General features: G+C 67.4%; 16 protein-coding genes. 10 read left to right on the top strand and 6 right to left on the bottom strand.

Going from position 1 to position 20,849, the window contains the following annotated elements; all coding sequences use genetic code 11:
* Nucleotides 1-13 precede the first annotated feature (13 nt).
* Nucleotides 14-3,460: a DNA polymerase III subunit alpha gene (gene dnaE / locus AC0KWY_RS10550; protein ID WP_474029606.1), complete on the top strand. Its 3,447-nt coding sequence runs from the start codon at nt 14-16 to the stop codon at nt 3,458-3,460.
* Entirely contained in the window at nt 3,457-3,939 is a 483-nt protein-coding gene (locus AC0KWY_RS10545; RefSeq protein WP_474029605.1) for a WbuC family cupin fold metalloprotein, read from the top strand. The genes dnaE and AC0KWY_RS10545 overlap by 4 nt, the downstream gene beginning before the upstream one ends.
* On the opposite strand, the gene AC0KWY_RS10540 is transcribed toward AC0KWY_RS10545, so the two are convergent.
* Together AC0KWY_RS10540 and AC0KWY_RS10535 are read right to left on the bottom strand one after the other, a co-directional pair.
* Complete coding sequence (locus tag AC0KWY_RS10540; protein ID WP_474029604.1) at nt 3,936-5,453, bottom strand: methyl-accepting chemotaxis protein; 1,518 nt, start codon at nt 5,451-5,453, stop codon at nt 3,936-3,938. The genes AC0KWY_RS10545 and AC0KWY_RS10540 overlap by 4 nt on opposite strands.
* A gap of 115 nt (nt 5,454-5,568) precedes the next feature.
* Nucleotides 5,569-6,153 (bottom strand): response regulator, encoded by a 585-nt coding sequence (locus AC0KWY_RS10535; protein WP_474029603.1) that lies wholly within the window; start codon nt 6,151-6,153, stop codon nt 5,569-5,571.
* A gap of 162 nt (nt 6,154-6,315) precedes the next feature.
* Here AC0KWY_RS10535 and AC0KWY_RS10530 point away from each other — a divergent pair, with 162 nt between their 5' ends.
* The 7 genes from AC0KWY_RS10530 to AC0KWY_RS10500 are packed head-to-tail and all read left to right on the top strand — an operon-like array spanning nt 6,316 to nt 15,726.
* Nucleotides 6,316-7,764: a complex I subunit 4 family protein gene (locus AC0KWY_RS10530; RefSeq protein WP_474029602.1), complete on the top strand. Its 1,449-nt coding sequence runs from the start codon at nt 6,316-6,318 to the stop codon at nt 7,762-7,764.
* 1 nt (nt 7,765) lies between these two features.
* Nucleotides 7,766-10,753 (top strand): DUF2309 domain-containing protein, encoded by a 2,988-nt coding sequence (locus AC0KWY_RS10525; protein ID WP_474029601.1) that lies wholly within the window; start codon nt 7,766-7,768, stop codon nt 10,751-10,753.
* The gene (locus AC0KWY_RS10520) at nt 10,750-11,040 is read left to right on the top strand and encodes a hypothetical protein (protein ID WP_474029600.1); all 291 of its coding nucleotides are present in this window, start codon (nt 10,750-10,752) and stop codon (nt 11,038-11,040) included. Before AC0KWY_RS10525 ends, AC0KWY_RS10520 begins: the two co-directional genes overlap by 4 nt.
* Nucleotides 11,037-12,560, top strand: coding sequence for a proton-conducting transporter transmembrane domain-containing protein (locus AC0KWY_RS10515; RefSeq protein WP_474029599.1), 1,524 nt, complete (start codon nt 11,037-11,039; stop codon nt 12,558-12,560). The genes AC0KWY_RS10520 and AC0KWY_RS10515 overlap by 4 nt, the downstream gene beginning before the upstream one ends.
* Nucleotides 12,560-14,053 (top strand): complex I subunit 4 family protein, encoded by a 1,494-nt coding sequence (locus tag AC0KWY_RS10510; protein ID WP_474029598.1) that lies wholly within the window; start codon nt 12,560-12,562, stop codon nt 14,051-14,053. The genes AC0KWY_RS10515 and AC0KWY_RS10510 overlap by 1 nt, the downstream gene beginning before the upstream one ends.
* On the top strand, nt 14,050-15,522 hold the full coding sequence (locus AC0KWY_RS10505; RefSeq protein WP_474029596.1) for a complex I subunit 4 family protein: 1,473 nt from the start codon (nt 14,050-14,052) through the stop codon (nt 15,520-15,522). The genes AC0KWY_RS10510 and AC0KWY_RS10505 overlap by 4 nt, the downstream gene beginning before the upstream one ends.
* Nucleotides 15,523-15,525: 3 nt before the next feature.
* Nucleotides 15,526-15,726, top strand: coding sequence for a hypothetical protein (locus AC0KWY_RS10500; protein ID WP_474029595.1), 201 nt, complete (start codon nt 15,526-15,528; stop codon nt 15,724-15,726).
* Here AC0KWY_RS10500 and AC0KWY_RS10495 read toward each other — a convergent pair whose 3' ends face one another.
* Nucleotides 15,727-16,068, bottom strand: coding sequence for a zinc ribbon domain-containing protein YjdM (locus AC0KWY_RS10495; RefSeq protein ID WP_474029594.1), 342 nt, complete (start codon nt 16,066-16,068; stop codon nt 15,727-15,729).
* Between the two features lie 3 nt (nt 16,069-16,071).
* The gene (locus tag AC0KWY_RS10490; protein ID WP_474029716.1) at nt 16,072-17,763 is read right to left on the bottom strand and encodes a SulP family inorganic anion transporter; all 1,692 of its coding nucleotides are present in this window, start codon (nt 17,761-17,763) and stop codon (nt 16,072-16,074) included.
* 110 nt (nt 17,764-17,873) lie between these two features.
* Here AC0KWY_RS10490 and AC0KWY_RS10485 point away from each other — a divergent pair, with 110 nt between their 5' ends.
* On the top strand, nt 17,874-18,065 hold the full coding sequence (locus tag AC0KWY_RS10485) for a CopG family transcriptional regulator (RefSeq protein WP_474029593.1): 192 nt from the start codon (nt 17,874-17,876) through the stop codon (nt 18,063-18,065).
* On the opposite strand, the gene AC0KWY_RS10480 is transcribed toward AC0KWY_RS10485, so the two are convergent.
* The gene (locus tag AC0KWY_RS10480) at nt 18,062-18,316 is read right to left on the bottom strand and encodes a hypothetical protein (protein WP_474029592.1); all 255 of its coding nucleotides are present in this window, start codon (nt 18,314-18,316) and stop codon (nt 18,062-18,064) included. The two genes, AC0KWY_RS10485 and AC0KWY_RS10480, sit on opposite strands and share 4 nt — an antisense overlap.
* Nucleotides 18,317-18,714: 398 nt before the next feature.
* Nucleotides 18,715-20,796: a methionine--tRNA ligase gene (gene metG, locus AC0KWY_RS10475; protein ID WP_474029591.1), complete on the bottom strand. Its 2,082-nt coding sequence runs from the start codon at nt 20,794-20,796 to the stop codon at nt 18,715-18,717.
* Nucleotides 20,797-20,849 lie beyond the last annotated feature (53 nt).

Raw genomic sequence — 20,849 nt, 5'->3', positions numbered from 1 at the left:
TAAAATCCCGGCGATGAATTCGCCGCGCTACGTTCATCTTCGTCTCCATTCGGAATATTCGGTCACCGACGGCATCGTCCGCATCGGCGACGCGGTCAAGCGGGCAGCCGGCGACGGCATGCCGTCGCTGGCGCTGACCGATCTCGGCAACCTGTTCGGCCTCGTCAAGTTCTACACCGGCGCCCGCGGCAAGGGGGTCAAGCCAGTGGCCGGCGCCGACGTCTGGATCGCCAACCCGGAGGCGCCGGACGCTCCCGGTCGCCTGTTGCTGCTGGTGCGCAACCGCCAGGGTTACCAGCAGTTGTGCGAACTGCTGACCCGCGCCTATACCGTCGAGGGGCGGCGCGACCGCGCCGAGATCCACCGCGAATGGTTCGCCGAAATCGGTTGCGACGGCTTGATCGCCCTCTCCGGCGCGCATCTCGGCGACGTCGGCGAAGCGCTGCTGAACGGCAATTTCGACCTGGCGACCGAACGCGCGCAGGCCTGGGAGGCGATCTTCCCCGACGCCTTCTACCTGGAAGTGCAGCGCTACGGCCAGCCGCAGCAGGAAGCCATCGTCCAGCAGACCGCCGACCTGGCCGGCGAAACCGGCATCCCGCTGGTCGCCACGCACCCGATCCAGTTCATGAACCGCGACGACTTCCGCGCCCACGAGGCGCGTGTCTGCATCGCCGAAGGTTACGTGCTGGGCGACCACCGGCGGCCGAAGATCTACACCGAGGAGCAGTACTTCAAGTCGCAGGACGAAATGGTCGAGCTGTTCGCCGACCTGCCGGAAGCGCTGGAAAACACGCTGGAAATCGCCCGTCGCTGCAACATCGAGATGACGCTGGGCAAGAACTTCCTGCCCAACTTCCCGATCCCGCCCGGCATGACCATCGACGAATTCCTCGTCGACGAGGCGAAGAAGGGCCTCGAAGTCCGTCTCGCCGAGTTGTATCCCGACCCCGAGGTGCGCGCCCAGCGCCGCCCGGAATACGACGAGCGGCTCGCCTTCGAGTGCAACACCATCGTCCAGATGGGCTTCCCCGGCTACTTCCTGATCGTTGCCGACTTCATCAACTGGGCCAAGCACAACGGCGTGCCGGTCGGCCCCGGGCGGGGTTCCGGCGCCGGTTCGCTGGTCGCCTACAGCCTGCGCATCACCGACCTCGATCCGCTCGCCTACGCGCTGCTGTTCGAGCGCTTCCTCAACCCGGAGCGGGTGTCGATGCCCGACTTCGACGTCGACTTCTGCCAGGACAACCGCTGGCGCGTCATCGAGTACGTGCGCGAGCACTACGGCGCCGACGCGGTGAGCCAGATCGCCACCTTCGGCACCATGTCGTCGAAGGCGGTGATCCGCGACGTCGGCCGCGTGTTCGGTCTGCCTTACTCGATGTGCGACCGCATCTCGAAGCTGATCCCGATCGTCCAGAACAAGCCGGTGTCGCTGGCCGAGGCGCTCGAGCAGGAGCCGCAACTGCGCGAGATGATGGAAGGCGACGGCGACGGCGAAACCATCCGCGAGCTGTTCGACTTGGCCGGCCGCCTCGAAGACCTGACGCGCAACGTCGGCATGCATGCCGGCGGCGTGCTGATCGCGCCGGGCAAGATCACCGAGTTCTGCCCGATCTACCAGGCCACCGGCGCCGACGCCTCGCCGGTCTCGCAGTTCGACAAGGACGATGTGGAAAAGGCCGGCCTGGTCAAGTTCGACTTCCTCGGCCTGCGCAACCTGACGATTATCGAACTGGCGGTCGAGTACATCCGCCGCATGACCGGCGAGAAGCTCGACCTGATGGCGCTCGGCTTCGAGGACCCGGGGGCCTACCAGATCCTCAAGGACGCCAACACGACGGCGATCTTCCAGGTCGAATCGGAGGGCATGAAGAAGCTCCTCAAGAAGCTGGCGCCCGACCGTTTCGAAGACATCATCGCCGTGCTCGCGCTCTATCGTCCCGGCCCGCTCGGCTCCGGGATGGTCGACGACTTCATCCTGCGCAAGAAGGGCCAGCAGGCGATCGACTATTTCCACCCCGACCTGACCGCCTGCCTGGCGCCGACCTACGGCGTCATCGTGTACCAGGAACAGGTCATGCAGATCTCGCAGATCATCGGCGGCTACACGCTCGGTGGCGCCGACATGCTGCGCCGGGCGATGGGCAAGAAGAAGCCCGAGGAAATGGCCAAGCACCGCGAGACGATTGCCGCCGGTGCCCGCGAGAAGGGCTATGACCCGGCGCTCGCCGAGCAGTTGTTCGACCTGATGACCAAGTTCGCGGAATACGGCTTCAACAAGTCGCACACCGCCGCCTACGCCGTCGTCACCTATCACACCGCCTGGCTGAAGAAGTATCACTGCGCCGCCTTCATGGCGGCGACCATGTCGTCCGACATGGACAACACCGACACGGTGAAGATCTTCTACGAGGACACCGTCGCCAACAAGGTCAAGGTCCTCGGCCCCGACGTCAATGCCTCGGCCTACCGCTTCGAGCCGGTCGATCGCTCGACCATCCGCTACGGCCTAGGCGCCGTCAAGGGCACCGGCGAGCAGGCGGTCAATGACATCCTGCGCGCCCGCGAAGCCGGCGGCCCGTTCAAGGACCTGTTCGACTTCTGCCAGCGTTGCGACAAGCGCATGGTCAACCGCCGCACCATCGAGGCGCTGATCAAGGCCGGCGCCTTCGACAGCATCGACCGCGACCGCCACAAGCTGCTCGCATCGGTCGGCATTGCCATGGAGTTCGCCGAACAGGCCGAGCGTAACGCGATGCAGAGCAGCCTGTTCGACATCGGCGACGTCGCCGAGGCGCACGCGCCGCAATACCTGTCGGTCAAGCCCTGGGACGAGAGGACACAACTGATGGAGGAGAAGACGGCGCTCGGCTTCTTCTTCTCCGGCCATCCGTACAACAGCTACAAGAAGGAATTGTCGCGCTTCGTCCGGCGGCCGTTGAACCGGCTCGAGCCGGCCAAGGAATTCCAGGTGCTGGCCGGTGTCGTCGTCGGCGTGCGCACGCAGATGACCCGGCGCGGCAAGATGCTTTTCGTCCAGCTCGACGACGGCACGACGATGGTCGAAGTGTCGGTGTTCAACGAGTTGTTCGAGGCCGAGCGCGGCAAGATCGTCACCGATGAAATCCTGCTCGTCGAAGGCAAGGTGCGCTACGACGATTTTTCCGGCGGCAACAGCGTCGCCGCCGAACGCCTGATGACGCTGGGCGAGGCGCGGGCGCGCTTTGCCAAGCATCTGCTGCTGAAGATGAACGGCAGCGCCGACGCCAGCCGCCTGCGCTCGCTGCTGCAGCCCTTCGCGCCGGGGCCGGCGACGGTCCGGGTGCGTTACCGCAACGCCAGCGCCCAGTGCGACCTGCTGCTCGGCCCTGCGCTGCAGGTCCGCCTCGACGACGCCCTGCTCGAGGCTTTGTCCGAATGGTTGCAGCCGGAGAACGTCGAGATCGTCTATTCATGACGATCCACATCGATCGCGCGATGCTCGATGCGCTGGTCGACTCGGCACGCGGGGCGGCGCGCCGTCGCCAGCATCGCAATCTACATCAGGATGCCGCCGAACCCGTGCAGCGTTTGCTCATTGCGATCGAGCCGGATTCCTATGTCGTGCCGCACCGCCATTCCGCCCCGGGCAAGCGGGAAACGCTGACCCTCCTGCGCGGTCGCCTCGGCCTGATTCTGTTCGACGATGGCGGCCGGGTACAGGAAACCTGCTTGTTCGAAGCAACGGGTGAGGCGCTCGGCGTCGAGCTGGCCGCCGGTGTCTATCACAGCGTCGTCGCGCTCGAAACGGGAACCGTCATCTTCGAGGTCAAGGCCGGTCCCTACAACCCGGCGCTCGATGTCGAGCGCGCTGCCTGGGCGCCGGCCGAGTCGGCGCCCGCGGCGCGCGACTACCTGGCCGGTCTGCACGCCCTCTTTGCCGCCAACCAGGCTTAAGCGACCAGTTCGCTCTTGAAGCCGATGCGCACGGCGCCCCAGTGGCGGCCGTTGATGGTGATCGGCATCGACAGGTCGTTGAGGATCTCGCCGGTGTCGCGGACGTAGGTCTGGAACAGCGAGGATTTCTGGTTGCGCGCCAGCTTGAGGCCGACCGGGTCGTTGAACAGGCGCTTGTGCCGGCATTTCGCCAGGTCCACCGCGGGGTCGCCGCTGGGCGGGTGGGAGAAGTTGCCGTTGTGGGCCGGCGCGTAGCCGTTGCTGTCGACGGCCAGCGAATAGACGAGGCCGGGAACTTCACCGAGCAGGCGGTCGTAGAGGCCGGTCAGTTCCTTGTCGCACTGGGCGTCGTAGGCGGTCGTGTAACGCTTCGGGTTGGAACCGGGGATTTCCTTGTAGGCCTGGTCGAAGACATTGACGCCGCGTTCGGCGAGGCGTTGCAGGATGGCGGCGACGGCGTCGCGGAAGCCGATGCAGCGGTCGTGCAGGGTGTCGAACATGCTGCTGCCGGTGCGGAAGTCGGCGAGCGTGCATTGCAGGTCCTCGGTCGATTCGCGCAGCGTCTTCGCCGAATCCTGACACTGTTTCATGCGCCCGGAGATGTTGACCGAATGGTTGCGGATTTCCTCGACCTCGCGGTGGATCGCCTGGTTGCTTTCGCGCAGGTTGTAGATCGCCGTGGCGATCGTCGACAACTGCTCGGTGGTGCGTTTGAAGTCGCCGACCATGGTGTCGAGGTCGCGCGCCGAGGTGCCGATGTGGTCGTTGGCGCGGGTGACCTCGCCGACGATGGTCTGCGTCCGGGTCGAGGTGTCGGCGACCAGGTCGATCATCGACTGCGTGTTCTGGCCGATCACCAGGGTCGCCGTCTTCACCTTCTCGGCCAGCTTGCGCACCTCGTCGGCGACGACGGCGAAGCCGCGGCCGGCTTCGCCGGCGCGGGCGGCCTCGATCGCCGCGTTGAGGGCGAGCAGGTTGGTCTGGTCGGAAATGTCGTTGATCAGCGAGACGATCTCGTTGATCTTCATCGAACTGCTATGCAGTTCGACGACCGTCGTCGAGAAGTGCTCGATGTGCTCGTTGGTCGAACGCATCGTGCTTGCCACCGATTCCATCTGCACCAGCGAACGCTGCGCCTTTTCCAGGTTGTTCTGCGTTGACGCCTGGATCGCGTCGGCGTTGCTGGCGACGTCGCCGACCGCCTGGTTGACCCGGTTGCTCGAGGCGAAGATGTCCTCGGCCAGCACTTCCTGGCGGCGTACCGCGTCGCCGGTCAGTTGCACCAGGTGGTTCATGCGCGCCGCGTCGGCGGCGATGCTGACGCTGCTGCTGCGGGCGTGCGTGATCAGGCCGCGGATGCGCGCGAAGAAACGGTTGAGATTGCCGGCGATGCGTCCGGCGATATCGCCGCCGCCACTGCCGACCGGGTGTGCGAGATCGGAGGCGCCGTCGGCAATCGCCGCGATGTCCCGATCAACCTTTTCCAGCGATGCCGAATTGCCAAACCAGCCCATTGATGTCTCCTCCTCCTGGGGGTTGCGCCAAGCTCTCCATGATCCGGAACAGACTTGCTGTTCCCGTCGCCCTTGTGCCGGGCGATCTCTTAAGGATGGGTGTTGATTGCCTGCGTCAGGTGCGCTGTCGCGCTGCCAGCCGGCCGAGCAGGAAACCCTTGATTTCGTGGAAGGGAATCGGCTTGCCGAAGACGGTGACGTCCTGGGGCATTTCCTTCTGGCGGATTTCCTGGGCGTCGATGGCGCTGACGACGATGATGTCCATCGGGCTCAGTTCGGGCATCGCGCGCAGGCGGCGGATCATTTCGAAACCGTCCATGCCCGGCATCATCAGGTCGGCGATCAGGATATCCGGCATTCGCTGACCGACCTGCAGCAAGCCTTCGAAACCGTCGCCGACGATGCGCAGGGTGACCGGCAGCTTCCAGCTGTCGAAGGTCATCTTGTAGAGCTTCTGCAGCGTCGGATCGTCTTCGGCGATCAGGATGTCGAGCTGGCCGGAAGCGTCGCCGTTGCGGGCGATCTGCTTGCGCCGCTTGGCGAGCAGGGCGTCCACCGAGCTGGCGGGAATCCGGCGATGGCCGCCAGCCGTCTTCCAGGCATCGAGGACACCGTTTTCAACCATGTTCTGGACCGTACCCAGGGAGACGCCCAAACGTTGTGCGGCCTGGCGGGTGCTGAGAAATTCGTTGTCTGCCATTGCTGTCGCTGAAATTGCAAATTTGCCAAATTGTAACCGAAAGCCTTTCCGTTTGTGTAAAGAATCGCAGGCGGCCGGATTTTCCGATTTTGCCAAAGCCGCCGAGGAGACTGGCATAATCCGCGCATCAAAAATTCATAATCACGGGAGCGGGGGACGGGGGTGCTCAAGCTGCTGGTTTTCCTGCCGGTCGTCGGCGCCGCCCTGCTGGCGTTGGCGCCGGCGCGGGCGCAATTGCAGTGGCGGCTGGCGCTGCTGGCGGCGCTCCTTTCGCTGCTGCTGGTCGGCAGCCTGCTGCTGCGCTTCGATCCGGCCGGCGCCGCCGTCCAGATGTACGAGAGCCAGGCCTGGAACGTCCGCCTCGGCTCCTACTTCGCGCTCGGCGTCGACGGCATCTCGCTCGCCATGCTGGCGCTGAGCGCCGTGCTGACGCTGGTCGCGGTGATCGTCTCGCGCGGCATTCCGGGCGGCGGCAAGCTTTATTACTGCCTGCTGCTGCTGCTCGAATCGGCGATGTTCGGCGTGTTCACCGCCCGCGACTGGTCGCTTTTCTACGTTTTCTGGGAAGCGACGCTACTCCCGCTGTTCTTCATGATCGATCGGCTCGGCGGTGAGAACCGGCAGCGGGCAGCGCTCAACTTCTTCCTGTATACCCTGGGCGGTTCGGTGTTCATGCTGGTGGCGCTGCTCTTCCTCTACGACGCGGCGCCTGGCCACAGCTTCGCCATGCACGACATGGCGCAGGGCGGGCGCAGCCTGCCGCTGCCGCTACAGTTGCTGATCTTCGCCGGTCTCTTCATCGGCTTCGCGGTCAAGATGCCGGTCGTCCCGCTGCACGGCTGGTTGCCGCTGGCCCACGTCGAGGCACCGAGCCCGGTGTCCATCCTGCTTTCCGGCGTGCTGCTGAAGATGGGCGCCTACGGCCTGATCCGCGCTGCCGAGACCCTGCCCGCCGCCTTCCAGGCGGTGCAGTCCTGGCTGGCGCTGCTGGCGCTGGTCAGCCTGCTCTACGGTGCGTTGCTCGCCTGGCGGCAGCAGGACCTGAAAGGCATGGTCGCCTACTCGTCGATTTCGCACATGGGCGTCGTCCTGCTCGGCATCGCCGCGCTCAACCCCGCCGGCTTCAATGGCGCCGTGCTGCAGATGGTCGCGCACGGGCTGGCGGCGGCCCTGCTGTTCCTGATCGTCGGTCTCCTTTACCGGCGCACCCACCGCCGCGACCTCGCCGACTACGGCGGCTTGTACGGGCTGGCGCCGCGTTTTGCCTTCTTCATCGCCTTCGGCTTACTGGCGGCCATCGGCCTGCCGGGCAGCGCCGGTTTCGTCGCCGAATTGCACGTCCTGTACGGCGCCTACGGGCGCTGGGGATTTGCCGTGGTGGCGCTGGGCATTGCCATGCTGGTCGCGGCGGCCTACGGACTGCGGGTGATCGGCCGCTTCTGTCAGCCGGCGCCGGCGGGTGCCGTACTGGCCGACCTGACGCGCAGCGAAACGGTCGCCGCCGGGCTGCTGGCGCTGGCGATCGTCGTCCTCGGGGTGTGGCCGACGCCCCTGCTGATCCTGGTCGGCGGCAGCACGGCGCGCCTCGCCGCCTTGTTTGCGGGGAGCTGAAATGACGGCGACGCCACCATCTTCACGCGACGAGCGCCTGCGGCACTGGCTGGCCGAACTGGAGCATATCCTGCCGGCGCAGGCGCCGATCCGCGATTTCGTACACCACAACACCCTGCACGGTTTCCAGCATCTGCCGTTCGCCGAGGCGCTGGCGGCGGCGCAGGCGCTGACCGGTGCCGGCAGCTACTGGCCGCCGGCGCGTTTCCGGGAAGCCTTCGCCAGCGGTCGGATCGGCCGCGACGACCTGCTCGGCGCGCTGGCCGATGCCGGCATCGACGATCTCGAGGCGCCAGTGTGGGGCGGATTCTGCCGCCGCGACGTCTGGCTGGCGGCGCTTCTGGTCGACGAAACGGCGCCGCCCGACGCCGCCCGCCTGGCGGCCTGCCGGCAACTGTTGCCGGCGGCGCCGGCCGGCGCCGACTGGCGGGCACTGGCCGCCCGGCGTTGGGCCGCGCTGGGCGCCGGGGTCGGCCGCCAGTACAGCCTGCGCGGCCTGCTCGCCCGGCTCAGCGGCGAGGACGTGCTGGCCTCGGTGCGCGGCATCCTGCAGCGCCACCTGGCAGCGCACCTCGATCTCGGCATGGCGGCCTGGCGCAACCCGGCGCACGGTCAGGGCTTTTACGCCGCCTGGAAAGCCAGCGCCGGTCGCGACCTCGCCTGGGAGCTCGACGAACTGCCCGACATTCGCGACGAGATCCAGCACCTGCCGGACGACGCCGTCGTCCTGCTCGAGGCGGAGTTGCGCGAATTGCAGCCGGACGAAGCGGGCTGGTACGAAATCCTGCTGCGCCTGGCGCTGGAGATGCCCGGTTGGTCCGGCATGTTCCTGCGCCGCGATCGGCATCCGGTGGCCGACGCCGGGACGCCGGTGGCGATGGCCGATTACCTGGCCGTCCGCGTCTTCCTCGAACGCCGCCTGTGCGGCGAGCTGCTGCGCCGGCTGACCGGCAGCCCGGGCGGGCTGGCCGAACTCGACGCTTACTGCCGGGCGCATCCGGCCGAATTCCTGGTCCGCGATGCCCGCCATCTCGGTTGCCTGCCGGAAGACCTGCTGGCCGCTGCCGGCCGCCTGTGCGCCGCCCCGGCGGCGGCTATGGTGGCCAATGCGGTGGCCAATGCGGCGGCCTGGGAGGCGCTGGCGCCTGCGGTCGCCGCCCATCTTGCCGATGACCGGCCGGCGGCCGATGCGCGTGCCCTGGCCGGGCTGCTCGAGCAATTGGCCGAGGCGGCGCCGACCGTCCTCGACGAGGCCGGGGCGCAGGTGCTGCTCGGCGAACTGGCGCGGCTGACGCCGGAGTTGCGCGGCCAGCTCTGGCTGGAAGCCTACGAAGGGCACTACCGCGAGCAGTTGTTCGGCGCGCTGGCCGCCAACACCGGGCGCCGCCATGCCGTTGCGACGCCATCGGCGCAGGTGGTGATGTGCATGGACGACCGCGAGGAAGGCACGCGCCGCCACCTTGAGGAGATCGCGCCGGACATCGAGACCTTCGGTGCCGCCGGCTTCTTCGGCCTGCCAATGTACTGGCAGGGACTGGACGACGCGCAGCCGATCGCCCTCTGCCCGGTCGTCGTGACGCCCGACCGGCTGGTGCGCGAGCAGCCGGTGCCCGGCAGCGAGGCCGCCTGCGCCAGCCACGCCCGCCGGCGCGAGCTGCGCCTGCGCTGGCGCGAGCGCCTCTACCAGGACACCCGGCGCGCCCCGCTGGCCGGTCCTTTGCTGACCGCCGCCGCCGGCCTGCCGGCGCTCGCCGCGCTGACCGTGACGACGCTGGCGCCGGCCTGGCTGGCGCGGGCGCTGCGCCGCTGGCGCGAGCAGTTCGACGGTCGGGTCGCCGGCGAACCGGCGCTGACCCGCGCGGCCAGCGACGATTCCGGCCGGCTGCCGGTATTTAGCGACGAGGAACAGGTCGAGCGGGTCGAGGATTTTCTGCGCACCATCGGCCTCACCGACGGCTTCGCGCCGCTCGTGCTGATGTTCGGTCACGCTTCCGGCAGCCGCAACAACCCGCACCTCTCGGCCTACGACTGCGGCGCCTGCTCCGGCCGCCACGGCGGGCCGAACGCCCGCGTCTTCGCCGCCATGGCCAACCGTCCCGAGGTCCGGGCCGGGCTCGCCGGGCGCGGCATCGTCATCCCGCCGGGCTGCCATTTCGTCGCCGCCGAGCATCACACCGGCGACGACAGCATCGAGTGGTACGACCTCGACCGGCTGCCGGCGGCGCGCCAGCCGGATTTCGACCGCTTGCTGGCGAAGCTGGCGGAAGCCTGCCGCTGGCACGCGGTCGAGCGTTGCCGCCGGCTCGCCTCGGCGCCGCCGCGCCCGAACCCGTGGCAGGCGATGCGCCACGTCGCCGGCCGCGTCGCCGATCCGGCGCAGGCCCGGCCGGAACTCGGCCACGCCACCAACGCCGCCGCCTTCATCGGCCGGCGGGCGATGAGCCGCGGTCTCTTCCTCGACCGCCGGGTGTTCCTGATTTCCTACGACCCCGAGGCCGACGGCGACGGTGCCATCGTCGAGCGCATCCTGCTTGCCGCCGGCCCGGTCGGCGCCGGCATCGCCCTCGAATACTATTTTTCCACCGTCGACAACGAGGCCTGGGGCTGCGGCTCCAAGGTCACCCACAACCTGACCGGCTTGTTCGGGGTCATGGAAGGCGCCGAGTCCGACCTGCGCACCGGTCTGCCCTGGCAGATGGTCGAAATCCACGAGCCGATGCGCCTGCTCGTCGTCGTCGAACAGAAACCCGAATTGCTGTCCGCTATCGTCGCCCGTCAGCCGGCCCTGCAGGAACTGGTCGGAAATGCCTGGATCCGTGTCGCCGCGCGCGACCCGGCGAGCGGCGCGCTGCACCGCTATTGCCCGCGCCGCGGCTGGCTGCCCTGGGCCGGGAGCAGCGTGCTGCCGCAGGTGGCGCGTTCGCACGACTGGTTCGCCGGCGAATCCGGGCCGCTGGCACCGGCCATGCTGCTGGGAGGCGTGACATGATCCTGGAAACCGCAGTTGACCGCTTACTCTCCTGGTGCCGCCGCATGAATGCTGACCTCCGCGCCTGCGATGTGAGGCACGCTTTGGGTGATGGCGCTACGCGGCCGCTGGCACGTCCGGACGGGCGTCCGGCTTTGTGGCTGCGCCGAAACTCGCCGTCTGCCGAAATTTTCGCCGGCTCGTTTTCGCTCCTCCTTGCAGGCATGAGCCTGCCGCGTCGTCGCTTCGCGCCGGTCATCCCGTCCAAACGCGCCATCGGCCGCGTTCAACTGAGGTTTCAAGGATGATCGAACTCTTGCGCAACGCCGCCGATGGCGTCTGGCTGGTGCCCTTGCTGCCGCTGCTCGCCGCCATGGCGGTCGGTCTGCGCGTGCTGCTCGGGCGCTGTGCCGGCGATGCCGGCGAAGTGCCGACGGCGCGCTTCAGCGAACTGGCGGCGCTCGGCAGCCTCGCTCTGCTGCTGCTGATCGATCTCGCCGTGTACTGGCACGGCTGGCCCGGCCAGCGGGTGTTCGCCACCTGGTTCGCCGCCGCCCACTGGCGCGGCCAGATATCCTTCCTGCTCGACGCCTTGTCGCTGCCGGTGGCGACGCTGAGTGCGCTGATCGGCTGGCTGGTGGTGCGTTTCTCGGCCGCCTACCTGCATCGCGAGGCGGGCTTTCACCGCTACTTCATCGTCCTCGGCCTCTTCCTGTCCGGGCTGCAGGCGCTGCTGCTCGCCGGCAACGGGCTGCTGCTCTTCCTTGGCTGGGAAATGTGCGGGGTCGCTTCCTTCCTGCTCATCGGCTACGCCTGGCAGCGCCCGGTGGCGACCGGCAACGCCCTGTTCGCCTTCGTCAGCAACCGGGTCGGCGACGCCGGTCTGCTTTTCTCGCTTGGCCTGGCCGCTTACTGGGCCGGCAGTTTCGAGTGGCCGGCGCTGTTCGACGCCCAGTTGTCGCTGGTCGATTTGCGCGTGCTGGTGCTCGGCTTCGCCGTCGCCGCCCTGGCCAAGTCGGCGCAACTGCCGTTCACGCCGTGGATCGCCCGGGCGCTGGAGGGGCCGACGCCGTCGTCGGCGATCTTCTACGGCGCGCTGCTGGTCCATGCCGGCGTCTTCCTGATGCTGCGCCTATCGCCGCTGCTTGCCCAGTTGCCGGACGTGATGGCCGGCCTGCTGGTGATCGGCGCGCTGACCGCGCTCTATGCCTGGCTGTGCGGCCTGGTGCAGAGCGACGTCAAGTCGGCGCTGATCTTCGCCACGGTCTTCCAGGTTGGCCTGATGTTTGTCGCCATCGGCCTCGGCTGGACGACGCTGGCCACCTGGCACCTGTGCCTGCACGCCGCCTGGCGGGCCTGGCAGTTCCTGCTGGCGCCGTCCTGGCTGCAACTGACCCGCGGCCGCCCGGCGCCGCCGCCGCGCTGGCTGGTGCGCAGCCAGACGCTATACACGGCGGCGTTGCAGCGCTTCTGGCTCGACCGCCTGGGCATCATCCTGCTCGCCGCGCCGACCGCGGCGATCGCCCGCGACGTGCGGGCGCTGGAAGAAAACTTCATCGACCGCGTCATCGGCGAACCCGGGCGCGGCCGGGCGGTCGCGCCGGAGCGTCCGCTGGTCCAGGCCGACGGCCTGCCCGGACGGCTGCTGGCGCTGCTCGCGGATTTTCTGCAACGCATCGAGAACCGCCTCCTCCTGCGCGGCCGCGGCGGTGCCGCCGAGCGCCTGCTGCGCGAAGCCGGCCGCTGGCTGGTGACGCTGGAGGGGCTGCTCGAACAACCGCGCTACCTGATGATGGCGGTGATGGCGACTTTCGTGGTGATCCTCTGATGCCGAGCGAGACTTTCTGGTTCCAGCAGGCGGCGCTGCCGCTGCTCGCCCTCCTGCAACTGCTGCCGCTGGCCGGCGCGGCGCTGGTCTATGCGCTCGGCGAACGACCGGCGGCGGTGCTCGGCGGCAAGCTGTGCGCGCTGGCCGTCTTCCTCTTTGCCGGTTACGTCGCCGCCCAGGTCGACCCGACGCGGGCCGGCCTGCAACTGGCGGAACGCGGGGCGCTGCTCGGCTACCACGTCGCGGTCGATGGCATTGCCATCGTCTTCCTGCTGCTGGCGGCGCTGCTGACGCTGCTGATGACGCTGTACGGGATGAGCCGCGGCATGATTTCGCCGGGCCGCCTGTTCTCGGTGCTGCTGCTGGCCGAGACGGGACTGGTCGGGATGCTGCTGACAGTCAACATCGCCTGGTTCGCCTTCTTCTCGGCGCTCGAACTTTGGGCGGTGGTCTACCTGCTGCGGCGCTGGGCGTCGTCGCGCGCCGAGACCCAGGCGCTGGCGCGCTTCGTCCAGTACCAGGGCTTCGGGCTGGCGCTCTTCGTCGCTGGCTGCTTCGTGCTTGGCTGGGGCTATGCCGAAAGCACCGGCGGGCGCTGGAGCTTCGACCTTTTCGACCTGAGCGGCACGCTGCCCGCCGGCAAGTTCCAGACCGCCGCCTTTTACCTGCTGTTCTACGGCCTGGCGGTGCGCACGCCGCTCTTCCCGCTGCACGGCTGGCTGCCGAACATGGCGCAGCACGGGCTGATCGCGGTGGCGCCGGCATTGATGGTCGGGGTCAAGGTCGGCATCTACGGCATGGCCCGCTTCGTCCTGCCGCTGACGCCGGACGCCGTCCTCGCCTGGCAGCCCTACGTCGTCGGCTTCGCCATGGCCGGCGTCTTCTTCACCGCCGCGCTCGCCTTCCTGCAGAGCAACCTGCGCCGGCTGCTCGCCTTCGCCGTGGTCAGCCATACCAGCCTGCTGGTGATCGGCCTGTTCAGCCTGCACAGCGCCGGCATCCAGGGGGCGGTGCTGCTCGCCGCCAACTTCGGGTTGGCGGTGACCGGCATGTGGTTCATCGTCGGTTTCGTCTTCCGGCGCACCGGGACTACCGAACTGGGCGAGCTGTCCGGCCTGTTCGAGCGCATTCCCTTCCTCGCCGTCGCCTTCCTGACCTGCGGTCTGGCCATCGTCGGCATGCCCGGCACGCCCGGCTTCGACGCCGCCCACCTGGTGCTGGAGGCGGCGATCGACCGCTTCGGCGCGTTGTCCACGGTCGCCACCGCGCTCGGTAACGTGGCCGCCGCCGGCTTCCTGCTCTGGGCCTTCCAGAAGGCCTTCCTGTCGCAGGAGAAGACGGTGGGGCACGATGTGGACCGGACGCTGGCGATGGAATACGCGGTCTGCGGCATCGCCCTGGCGGCGCTGCTGGCGATCGGCTTCTTCACCGAGCCCTGGCTGCGCCTGACCGATACCGCCAGCCAGGCGCTGGCCGCGAGGTTCGCCCGATGAACCCGCTGCTTCCCGCGCTGCCCGTGCTTTCGCTGCTGGTGCTGCTGCCGGTCGCCGGCGCCGGGCTGCTCTGGCTGTTGCCCGCCCGTCTGGCGCGGCCGGCGACTTTCGTCGCGATGGCGGCGGTGCTGGCGCTGGCGACCCTGGCGCTGTTTTCCTATCGTCCTGAGACGGCCGGTTTCCAGTTGCTGGAACGCTGGCCTTGGCTGACCGGGCTGGGCGTCGACTGGCTGCTGGCGGTGGATGGGCTGTCGGTGCTCTTCCTGCCGGCGACTGCCTTGCTCTTCCTCGGTGCGCTGATCGTCGCCGGCGACGCCGGCGCCAACGCGCCGCGCCTCTTCCACAGCCTGCTTTTGCTTCTGCTGGCGGCGACGCTGGGTATCTTCTGTGCGATCGACCTGATCGTCTTCTTCGTCTTCTGGGAATTCAGCCTGGTTCCGGTCTATTTCCTGCTGTCGCGCTGGGGCGCCACCGCCGGGGCGCCGCAGGTCGCCGCGCGCTACGTGCTGATCATGCTCGCCGGCGGCTTTCCGCTGCTGCTTGCCTTCGTCGTCGTCGGCAGCGCGGGCGGCAGTTTCGACCTGACGGTGCTGCTCGAACATCCGCTGCCCTTGCGCGAGCAGCGCATCGTCCTCGTCCTGATGCTGATCGGCTTCGGCCTCAAGCTGCCGCTGGTGCCGCTGCATACCTGGTTGCCGCAGTTCGCGCTGGCGGCGCCGGGTAGCCTGACCGCGCTGCTGCTCGGGCTGAAGGTCGGCGCCTACGGGCTGGTCAGGTTCGCCATTCCGCTGGCGCCGCAGGCGGCGCAGGATTGGCACTGGCTGCTCGCCGGTTTCGGCACGGTGACGCTGATCTACGGCGCAGTCGGCGTCCTGGCACACAGCAACCTGCGCGTCGGCATGGCCTACGCCAGCATCTGTCACGTCGGCTTGGCGACGCTCGGTCTGTCGACGCTGTCCGGGCAGGGCGCCCAGGGGGCGATCTCGCTGCTGCTCAGCTTCACGGTGGCGACCGGCGGCGGCATGCTGCTGCTCGAATGCCTGCGCCAGCGCACCGGGTCGACCGACGTCCAGGCGCTGGGCGGGGCGGCCCGGACCATGCCGCTGTTGGCCAGCGGGGTGCTGATGTGTGGGCTGGCCGGCGTCGGCATGCCGGGGACGAGCAGCTTTCCGGCCGAGTTCCTGCTCATCCTGGCGACGCTGGATCGCTACACCGGGGCCGGGATGGCGGCGCTGTTCGGGCTGGCGATCGCCGCCGGCGCCTTCCTCGCCCTTTACCGCAAGGCCTTCTTCGGGCCGCTGACGCAGCCGGCGGTGGCCGCTGCCGGGGATTTGCGGCCGGCCGAGCGCTGGGTGCTGCTGGCTCTGATCGCGATGATCGTCGGCATCGGCGTCTATCCGGCGCCCTGGCTGGATATCGTGCGGCCGTCGGCGGAAGCCTGGGCGGCCGGGCTCGGACTGCGGGGCTAGACGATGGCGGCAAACCCGGCGCCGGTGCCGGAACGGCCGCGTTGCCGCGGCTGCCGCCACTACTACATCACTTTCGACGCGGATTTTCCCTACGGCTGCCGCCAGCTCGGCTTCAAGAGCGCGCGCGAGCCGATGCGCGACGTCATCGAGTCGTCGGGGCAGCCCTGTCTCTATTTCACGCCGGGCAAGCCGGCGCCCGGCTGATCAGGCCTTCTTGACGAATTCCGACTTCAACTGCATGGCGCCGATGCCGTCGATCTTGCAATCGATGTCGTGGTCGCCGTCGATCAGGCGGATGTTCTTGACCTTGGTGCCGACCTTGACCACCGACGACGAGCCCTTGATCTTCAGGTCCTTGATCACGGTGACGCTGTCGCCGTCCTTGAGCTCGTTGCCGTTGGCGTCGCGCCAGACCTTGCTTTCCTCGACGGCGGCGGCCGGGGTGTCCTTCGGCCATTCATGGGCGCATTCGGGGCAGATGTAGAGCGGGCCGTCCTCGTAGGTGAAGGCGGAGTTGCATTGCGGGCAGTTGGGTAGGGCGCTCATGGTTCAGTATTCTTCCTGGAGGCCGCCCATCAGGTTGGGCAGCAGGCGGTGGGCGCGCGCGATGGCGTGCGGGAGGTCGGGACAGACGTTGTCGTCGCCGACGGCGTCGATGAAGCCGGCGCGGTAGAGCAGCGAGCCGGGTTGCGAATTGAGGCCGCAGAGGAGCAGCGTGCAGCCACGCTTGGCCAGCTTGTCGCGCAGGTTTTCCAGGCCTTCGAGGCCGGTGGTGTCGAGCTGGACCAGGCGGGTGGTGTCGAGGATGACGACCTCGGGGTGGCCGGCGCGCGGGTCGAGCAGTTCTTCGAGCTTGTTCACCGCGCCGAAGAACAGCGAACCGTACAACTGCCAGGCGGCGACGCGCAACGTGCCGTCGGGGTAGAGCAGGTGCGGCTCCTGCGCTTCCTCGTCGAGCGGCAGGCGCTCGATGCGGGTCAGTTCGGACATGCGGTAGATGAAGAACAGGCTGGCCAGGACCATGCCGAGTTCGACGGCGATGGTCAGGTCGAAAAGCACGGTGACCAGGAAGACGCTGACCAGGATCAGCCGGTAGTTCCACGAATAGCGGCGCAGTTCCTTAAACTCGTGCCATTCGCCCATGTTGATGGCGACCACCATGACGATTGCCGACAGCGTCGCCAGCGGCACGTAAGCAGCGAGCGGCGCGGCGACCAGGACGACGGCGAGCAGGGTCAGCGCGTGGATGATGCCGGCGATCGGCGTGCGCCCGCCGGACTTGACGTTGGTCAACGTGCGGGCGATCGCGCCGGTTGCCGCGAAGCCGCCGCAGAGGGGGGCGGCGAGGTTGGCCAGGCCCTGGGCGACGAGTTCCTGGTTGGGGTCGTGGCGGTCGTCGATCTGGCTGTCGGCGACGCGTGCCGAGAGCAGCGACTCGATGGCGCCGAGCAGGGCGATGGTGATCGCTGGCGAGATCAGCTTGCCGAAATCATGGATCGACAAGGCGGGAAAACCGAAGGCCGGCAGTTCCTGCGGAATGCCGTTGAAGCGGCTGCCGATGGTTTCCACCGGCAGGTCGAGCGCCCAGGCGGCGATGGTGCCGACCACCAGCACGGCGAGCGGGCCGGGCGCCCGGCGCAGCAGCGCCAGCCGTTGCGCCAGCCGGTTGTAGGAGAGCAGGAAGACGAAGCAGGCGACCGACAGCGCCAACGTCGGCAGGTCGACGGTATGCGCGTGCGCCGCCAGCACCTTGATCCGGGCGAAGAATTCGGCCGGCAGGCTGGCGATGGTGAGGCCGAAGAAATCCTTGATCTGGGCCAGGAAGATGACGACGGCGATGCCGTTGGTGAAGCCGATGACGACGGTCACCGGGATGAAGCGGATCAACTGGCCCATGCGGGTCAGCCCCATGGCCAGCAGCATGACGCCGGCGAGCATGGTGGCGCCGAGCAGGTTGGCGAAGCCGTGGGCGGCGACGATGCCGTAGATGATGGGGATGAAGGCGCCGGTCGGGCCGCCGATCTGCACCCGTGAGCCGCCGAGCAGCGAAATGATCAGGCCGGCGACGATGGCGGTCCAGATGCCGGCGGTCGGCGACACCCCGGAGGCGATGGCGAAGGCCATCGCCAGTGGCAGCGCCAGCACGCCGACGGTGATCCCGGCGCCGAGGTCCTTGCCGAACTGGGCCCGGTCGTAAGTCGGCAGGCAGTCCAGCAGCTTGGGGCGGAAGGCGATCTTAATCATGACGCGCGCTCGGGGGAGGAAGCGTTGCATTATATGAGTAGATGATTAATCGTCAATGTTAATCGTATGTTAATATCACGACGAAGGAATACAAGAAGAGAAGACTCATGGAGAAACGCACCGCCCGCCTGACGCTGCTGATCGACCCGAGGAAGAAACAGATCTTCGAGGAAATCTGCGCGACGCAGGATCTGACGCCGTCGCAGGTCGTGCGCCGGCTGATCCGTCAGTACATCATCGACAATGCCGGCGAGCGCGAATTGCCGGACTGGCTGCGCGCCTCGGTGCGCGGCGATTAATCGCCGTCCGGTCGGGGCGGCGCCAGGCGGCCGAGTTCGCGCAGGATACGGCCGATCGCCCAAACCATGAGGACCAGCCCGCCACCGGCGCTGGCTGCCGCTTCCGCCGTGCTGCGCGGAAAACTGTCGAGGATCGTGCCGTCGCCGCCGGCGAACCAGGCAACGCCGAGGGCGACGCAGAGGAAACCGAACAGGTCGACCAGCAGGAAAGCAAGCAGTCGGAAGGGAAGGGGGCGGGTTTGTGCGTTCATCACCATATTCTGACAAAAATTTGCGTTCCGGGCTTGACAAGCGGCTTTGTCAAGCCCGGTTATACACAGCGTTCATCGCCTGTCGCGACGCCTGCCTCGGTGTCGCTGGTGAATTTGACAGATTCGCCCGGCTTGTGATTAATCGCATGGAATCAGTGGCTTACCTGTTTGCGCAAGTTTTGCGCAGGGTAAGGAAAAGCCTTGTGGGGCGGTCACTTAGCGGTGTGCCTCGCAACTAACCCACAGACTTATCCACAGGTTTTGTGGATAGATCGAAAACCTCTATGCCGGGGTGGTGATTGACCGCCAAACTTAAAGTAACGCTTGAGGTTTGAGGCCGGAATGCTGCGCTGCAAAAGAAAAAGGCCGCTGTCGCGGCCTCGGGGGAGCGTTGCTGCCTACTTGACCCGCATGCCGGGCTGGGCACCGCTGTCGGGAGACAGCAGGTAGAGTCCCGGCGTCTTGCCGTCGAGGTCGGAAGCGGCGAGCACCATGCCTTCGGAGAGGCCGAATTTCATCTTGCGCGGCGCCAGGTTGGCGACCATCACGGTCAGTCGGCCGACCAGTTGCGCCGGGTCGTAGGCCGCCTTGATGCCGGCGAAGACGTTGCGCGTCTTCTCCTCGCCGATGTCCAGGGTCAGGCGCACCAGCTTGTCGGCGCCGTCGACGTGCTCGGCATTGACGATCTTGGCGATGCGCAGGTCGACCTTCATGAAGTCGTCGATGCTGCACAGGCCGTCGGCGCTGGCCGGGGCTTCCTTCTTTTCGGCCGGCTTGGCGGCGGGCTTGGCCGGCGCTTCGGCGGTGGCCGGGGCCAGCGACTGCTTGTTGGCTTCGATCAGCGCTTCGATCTGCTTGGCGTCGACGCGCGTCATCAGGTGGCTGTAGGCGTTGATCGCGTGGCCGCCGGCGAGCAGCGTGCCGGCGTCGGCCCAGGTCAGCGGCGCCAGGTTCATGAAAGCCTCGACCTTGCCGGCGGTGGCCGGCAGCACCGGTTTGAGCAGTACGGTGAGCAGGCGGAACAGGTTGAGCGCGTTCGAGCAGGCGGCGTGCAGTTCGCTGTCCTTGCCTTCCTGCTTGGCCAGTTCCCAGGGTTTGACGCTGTCGACGTACTGGTTGGCGCCGTCGGTCAGGGCCATGATCTCGCGGATCGCCTTGCTGAACTCGCGCGCTTCGAACAGTTCGGCGACGCGCGGTGCGGCGTCACGGATGGCGCGGATCGCCGGCAGCTTGTCGTCAGCCGGCGCCAGTTGGCCGTTGAAGCGCTTGGCGATGAAGCCGGCGGCGCGGCTGGCGATGTTGACGTACTTGCCGACCAGGTCCGAATTCACGCGGGCGACGAAGTCGTCGAAGCTGAGGTCGATGTCTTCCATCGTGTTCGACAGCTTGGCGGCGAAGTAGTAGCGCAGCCACTCCGGGTTCATGCCGCTGTTCAGGAAGCTTTCGGCGGTGATGAAGGTGCCGCGCGACTTCGACATCTTGGCGCCATCGACGGTCAGGAAGCCGTGCGCGAAGATCCTGGTCGGCGTGCGGTAGCCGGCGTGTTGCAGCTCGGCCGGCCAGAACAGCGCGTGGAAGTAGAGGATGTCCTTGCCGATGAAATGGTAGAGCTCGGTCGTCGAGTCCTTCTTGAAGAACTCGTCGAAATCGAGACCCCGCTTGGCGCAAAGGTTCCTAAACGAACCCATGTAGCCGATCGGCGCGTCGAGCCAGACATAGAAATACTTGCCCGGTGCGTCGGGAATCTCGAAGCCGAAGTAGGGCGCGTCGCGCGAGATGTCCCAGTCGGACAGCTTGTTGTCGCCGGGGGCGCCCAGCCATTCCTGCATCTTGTTGGCGGCTTCGGCCTGGAGCACGCCGCTGCTCGTGTATTCGCGCAGGAAGGCTTCGCAGCGCGGGTCGGAGAGCTTGAAGAAATAGTGGTCGGAGTGGCGCAGCTCGGGCTTGGCGCCGGAGACGGCCGAGAACGGCTCGATCAGGTCGGTCGGCGCGTAGGCGGCGCCGCAGACTTCGCAGTTGTCGCCGTACTGGTCCTTGGCGTGGCACTTCGGACACTCGCCCTTGATGAAGCGGTCGGGCAGGAACATCTGCTTGACCGGGTCGTAGTACTGCTCGATCGAGCGCACCTCGATCAGGCCGCCGGCCTTGAGCTTGCCGTAGATGTCGTTGGCGCAGGCGCGGGTTTCCGGCGAGTGCGTGCTGTAGTAGTTGTCGAAGCCGACCAGGAAGCCGGCGAAGTCGCGCGAATGCTCGCCATGCACGCGCTCGATCAGTTGTTCCGGCGTGATACCCTCCTTTTCGGCGCGCAGCATGATCGGCGTGCCGTGCGTGTCGTCGGCGCAGACGTACCAGCATTCGTTGCCGGACATCTTCTGGAAACGCACCCAGATGTCGGTCTGGATGTATTCGACGAGGTGGCCGAGGTGGATGGCGCCGTTGGCATACGGCAGGGCGGAGGTGACGAGGATCTTGCGCGGCATGGGGGCGACGGGATTGGGCAAAAACGCGATTCTACCGCGCCCGGAACGAAACC

The sequence above is a fragment of the Azonexus sp. MM2026_4 genome, from assembly GCF_055901855.1.
Note: the sequence above shows the minus strand (reverse complement) of the source record. Positions and strands in the feature narration are given on the sequence as shown.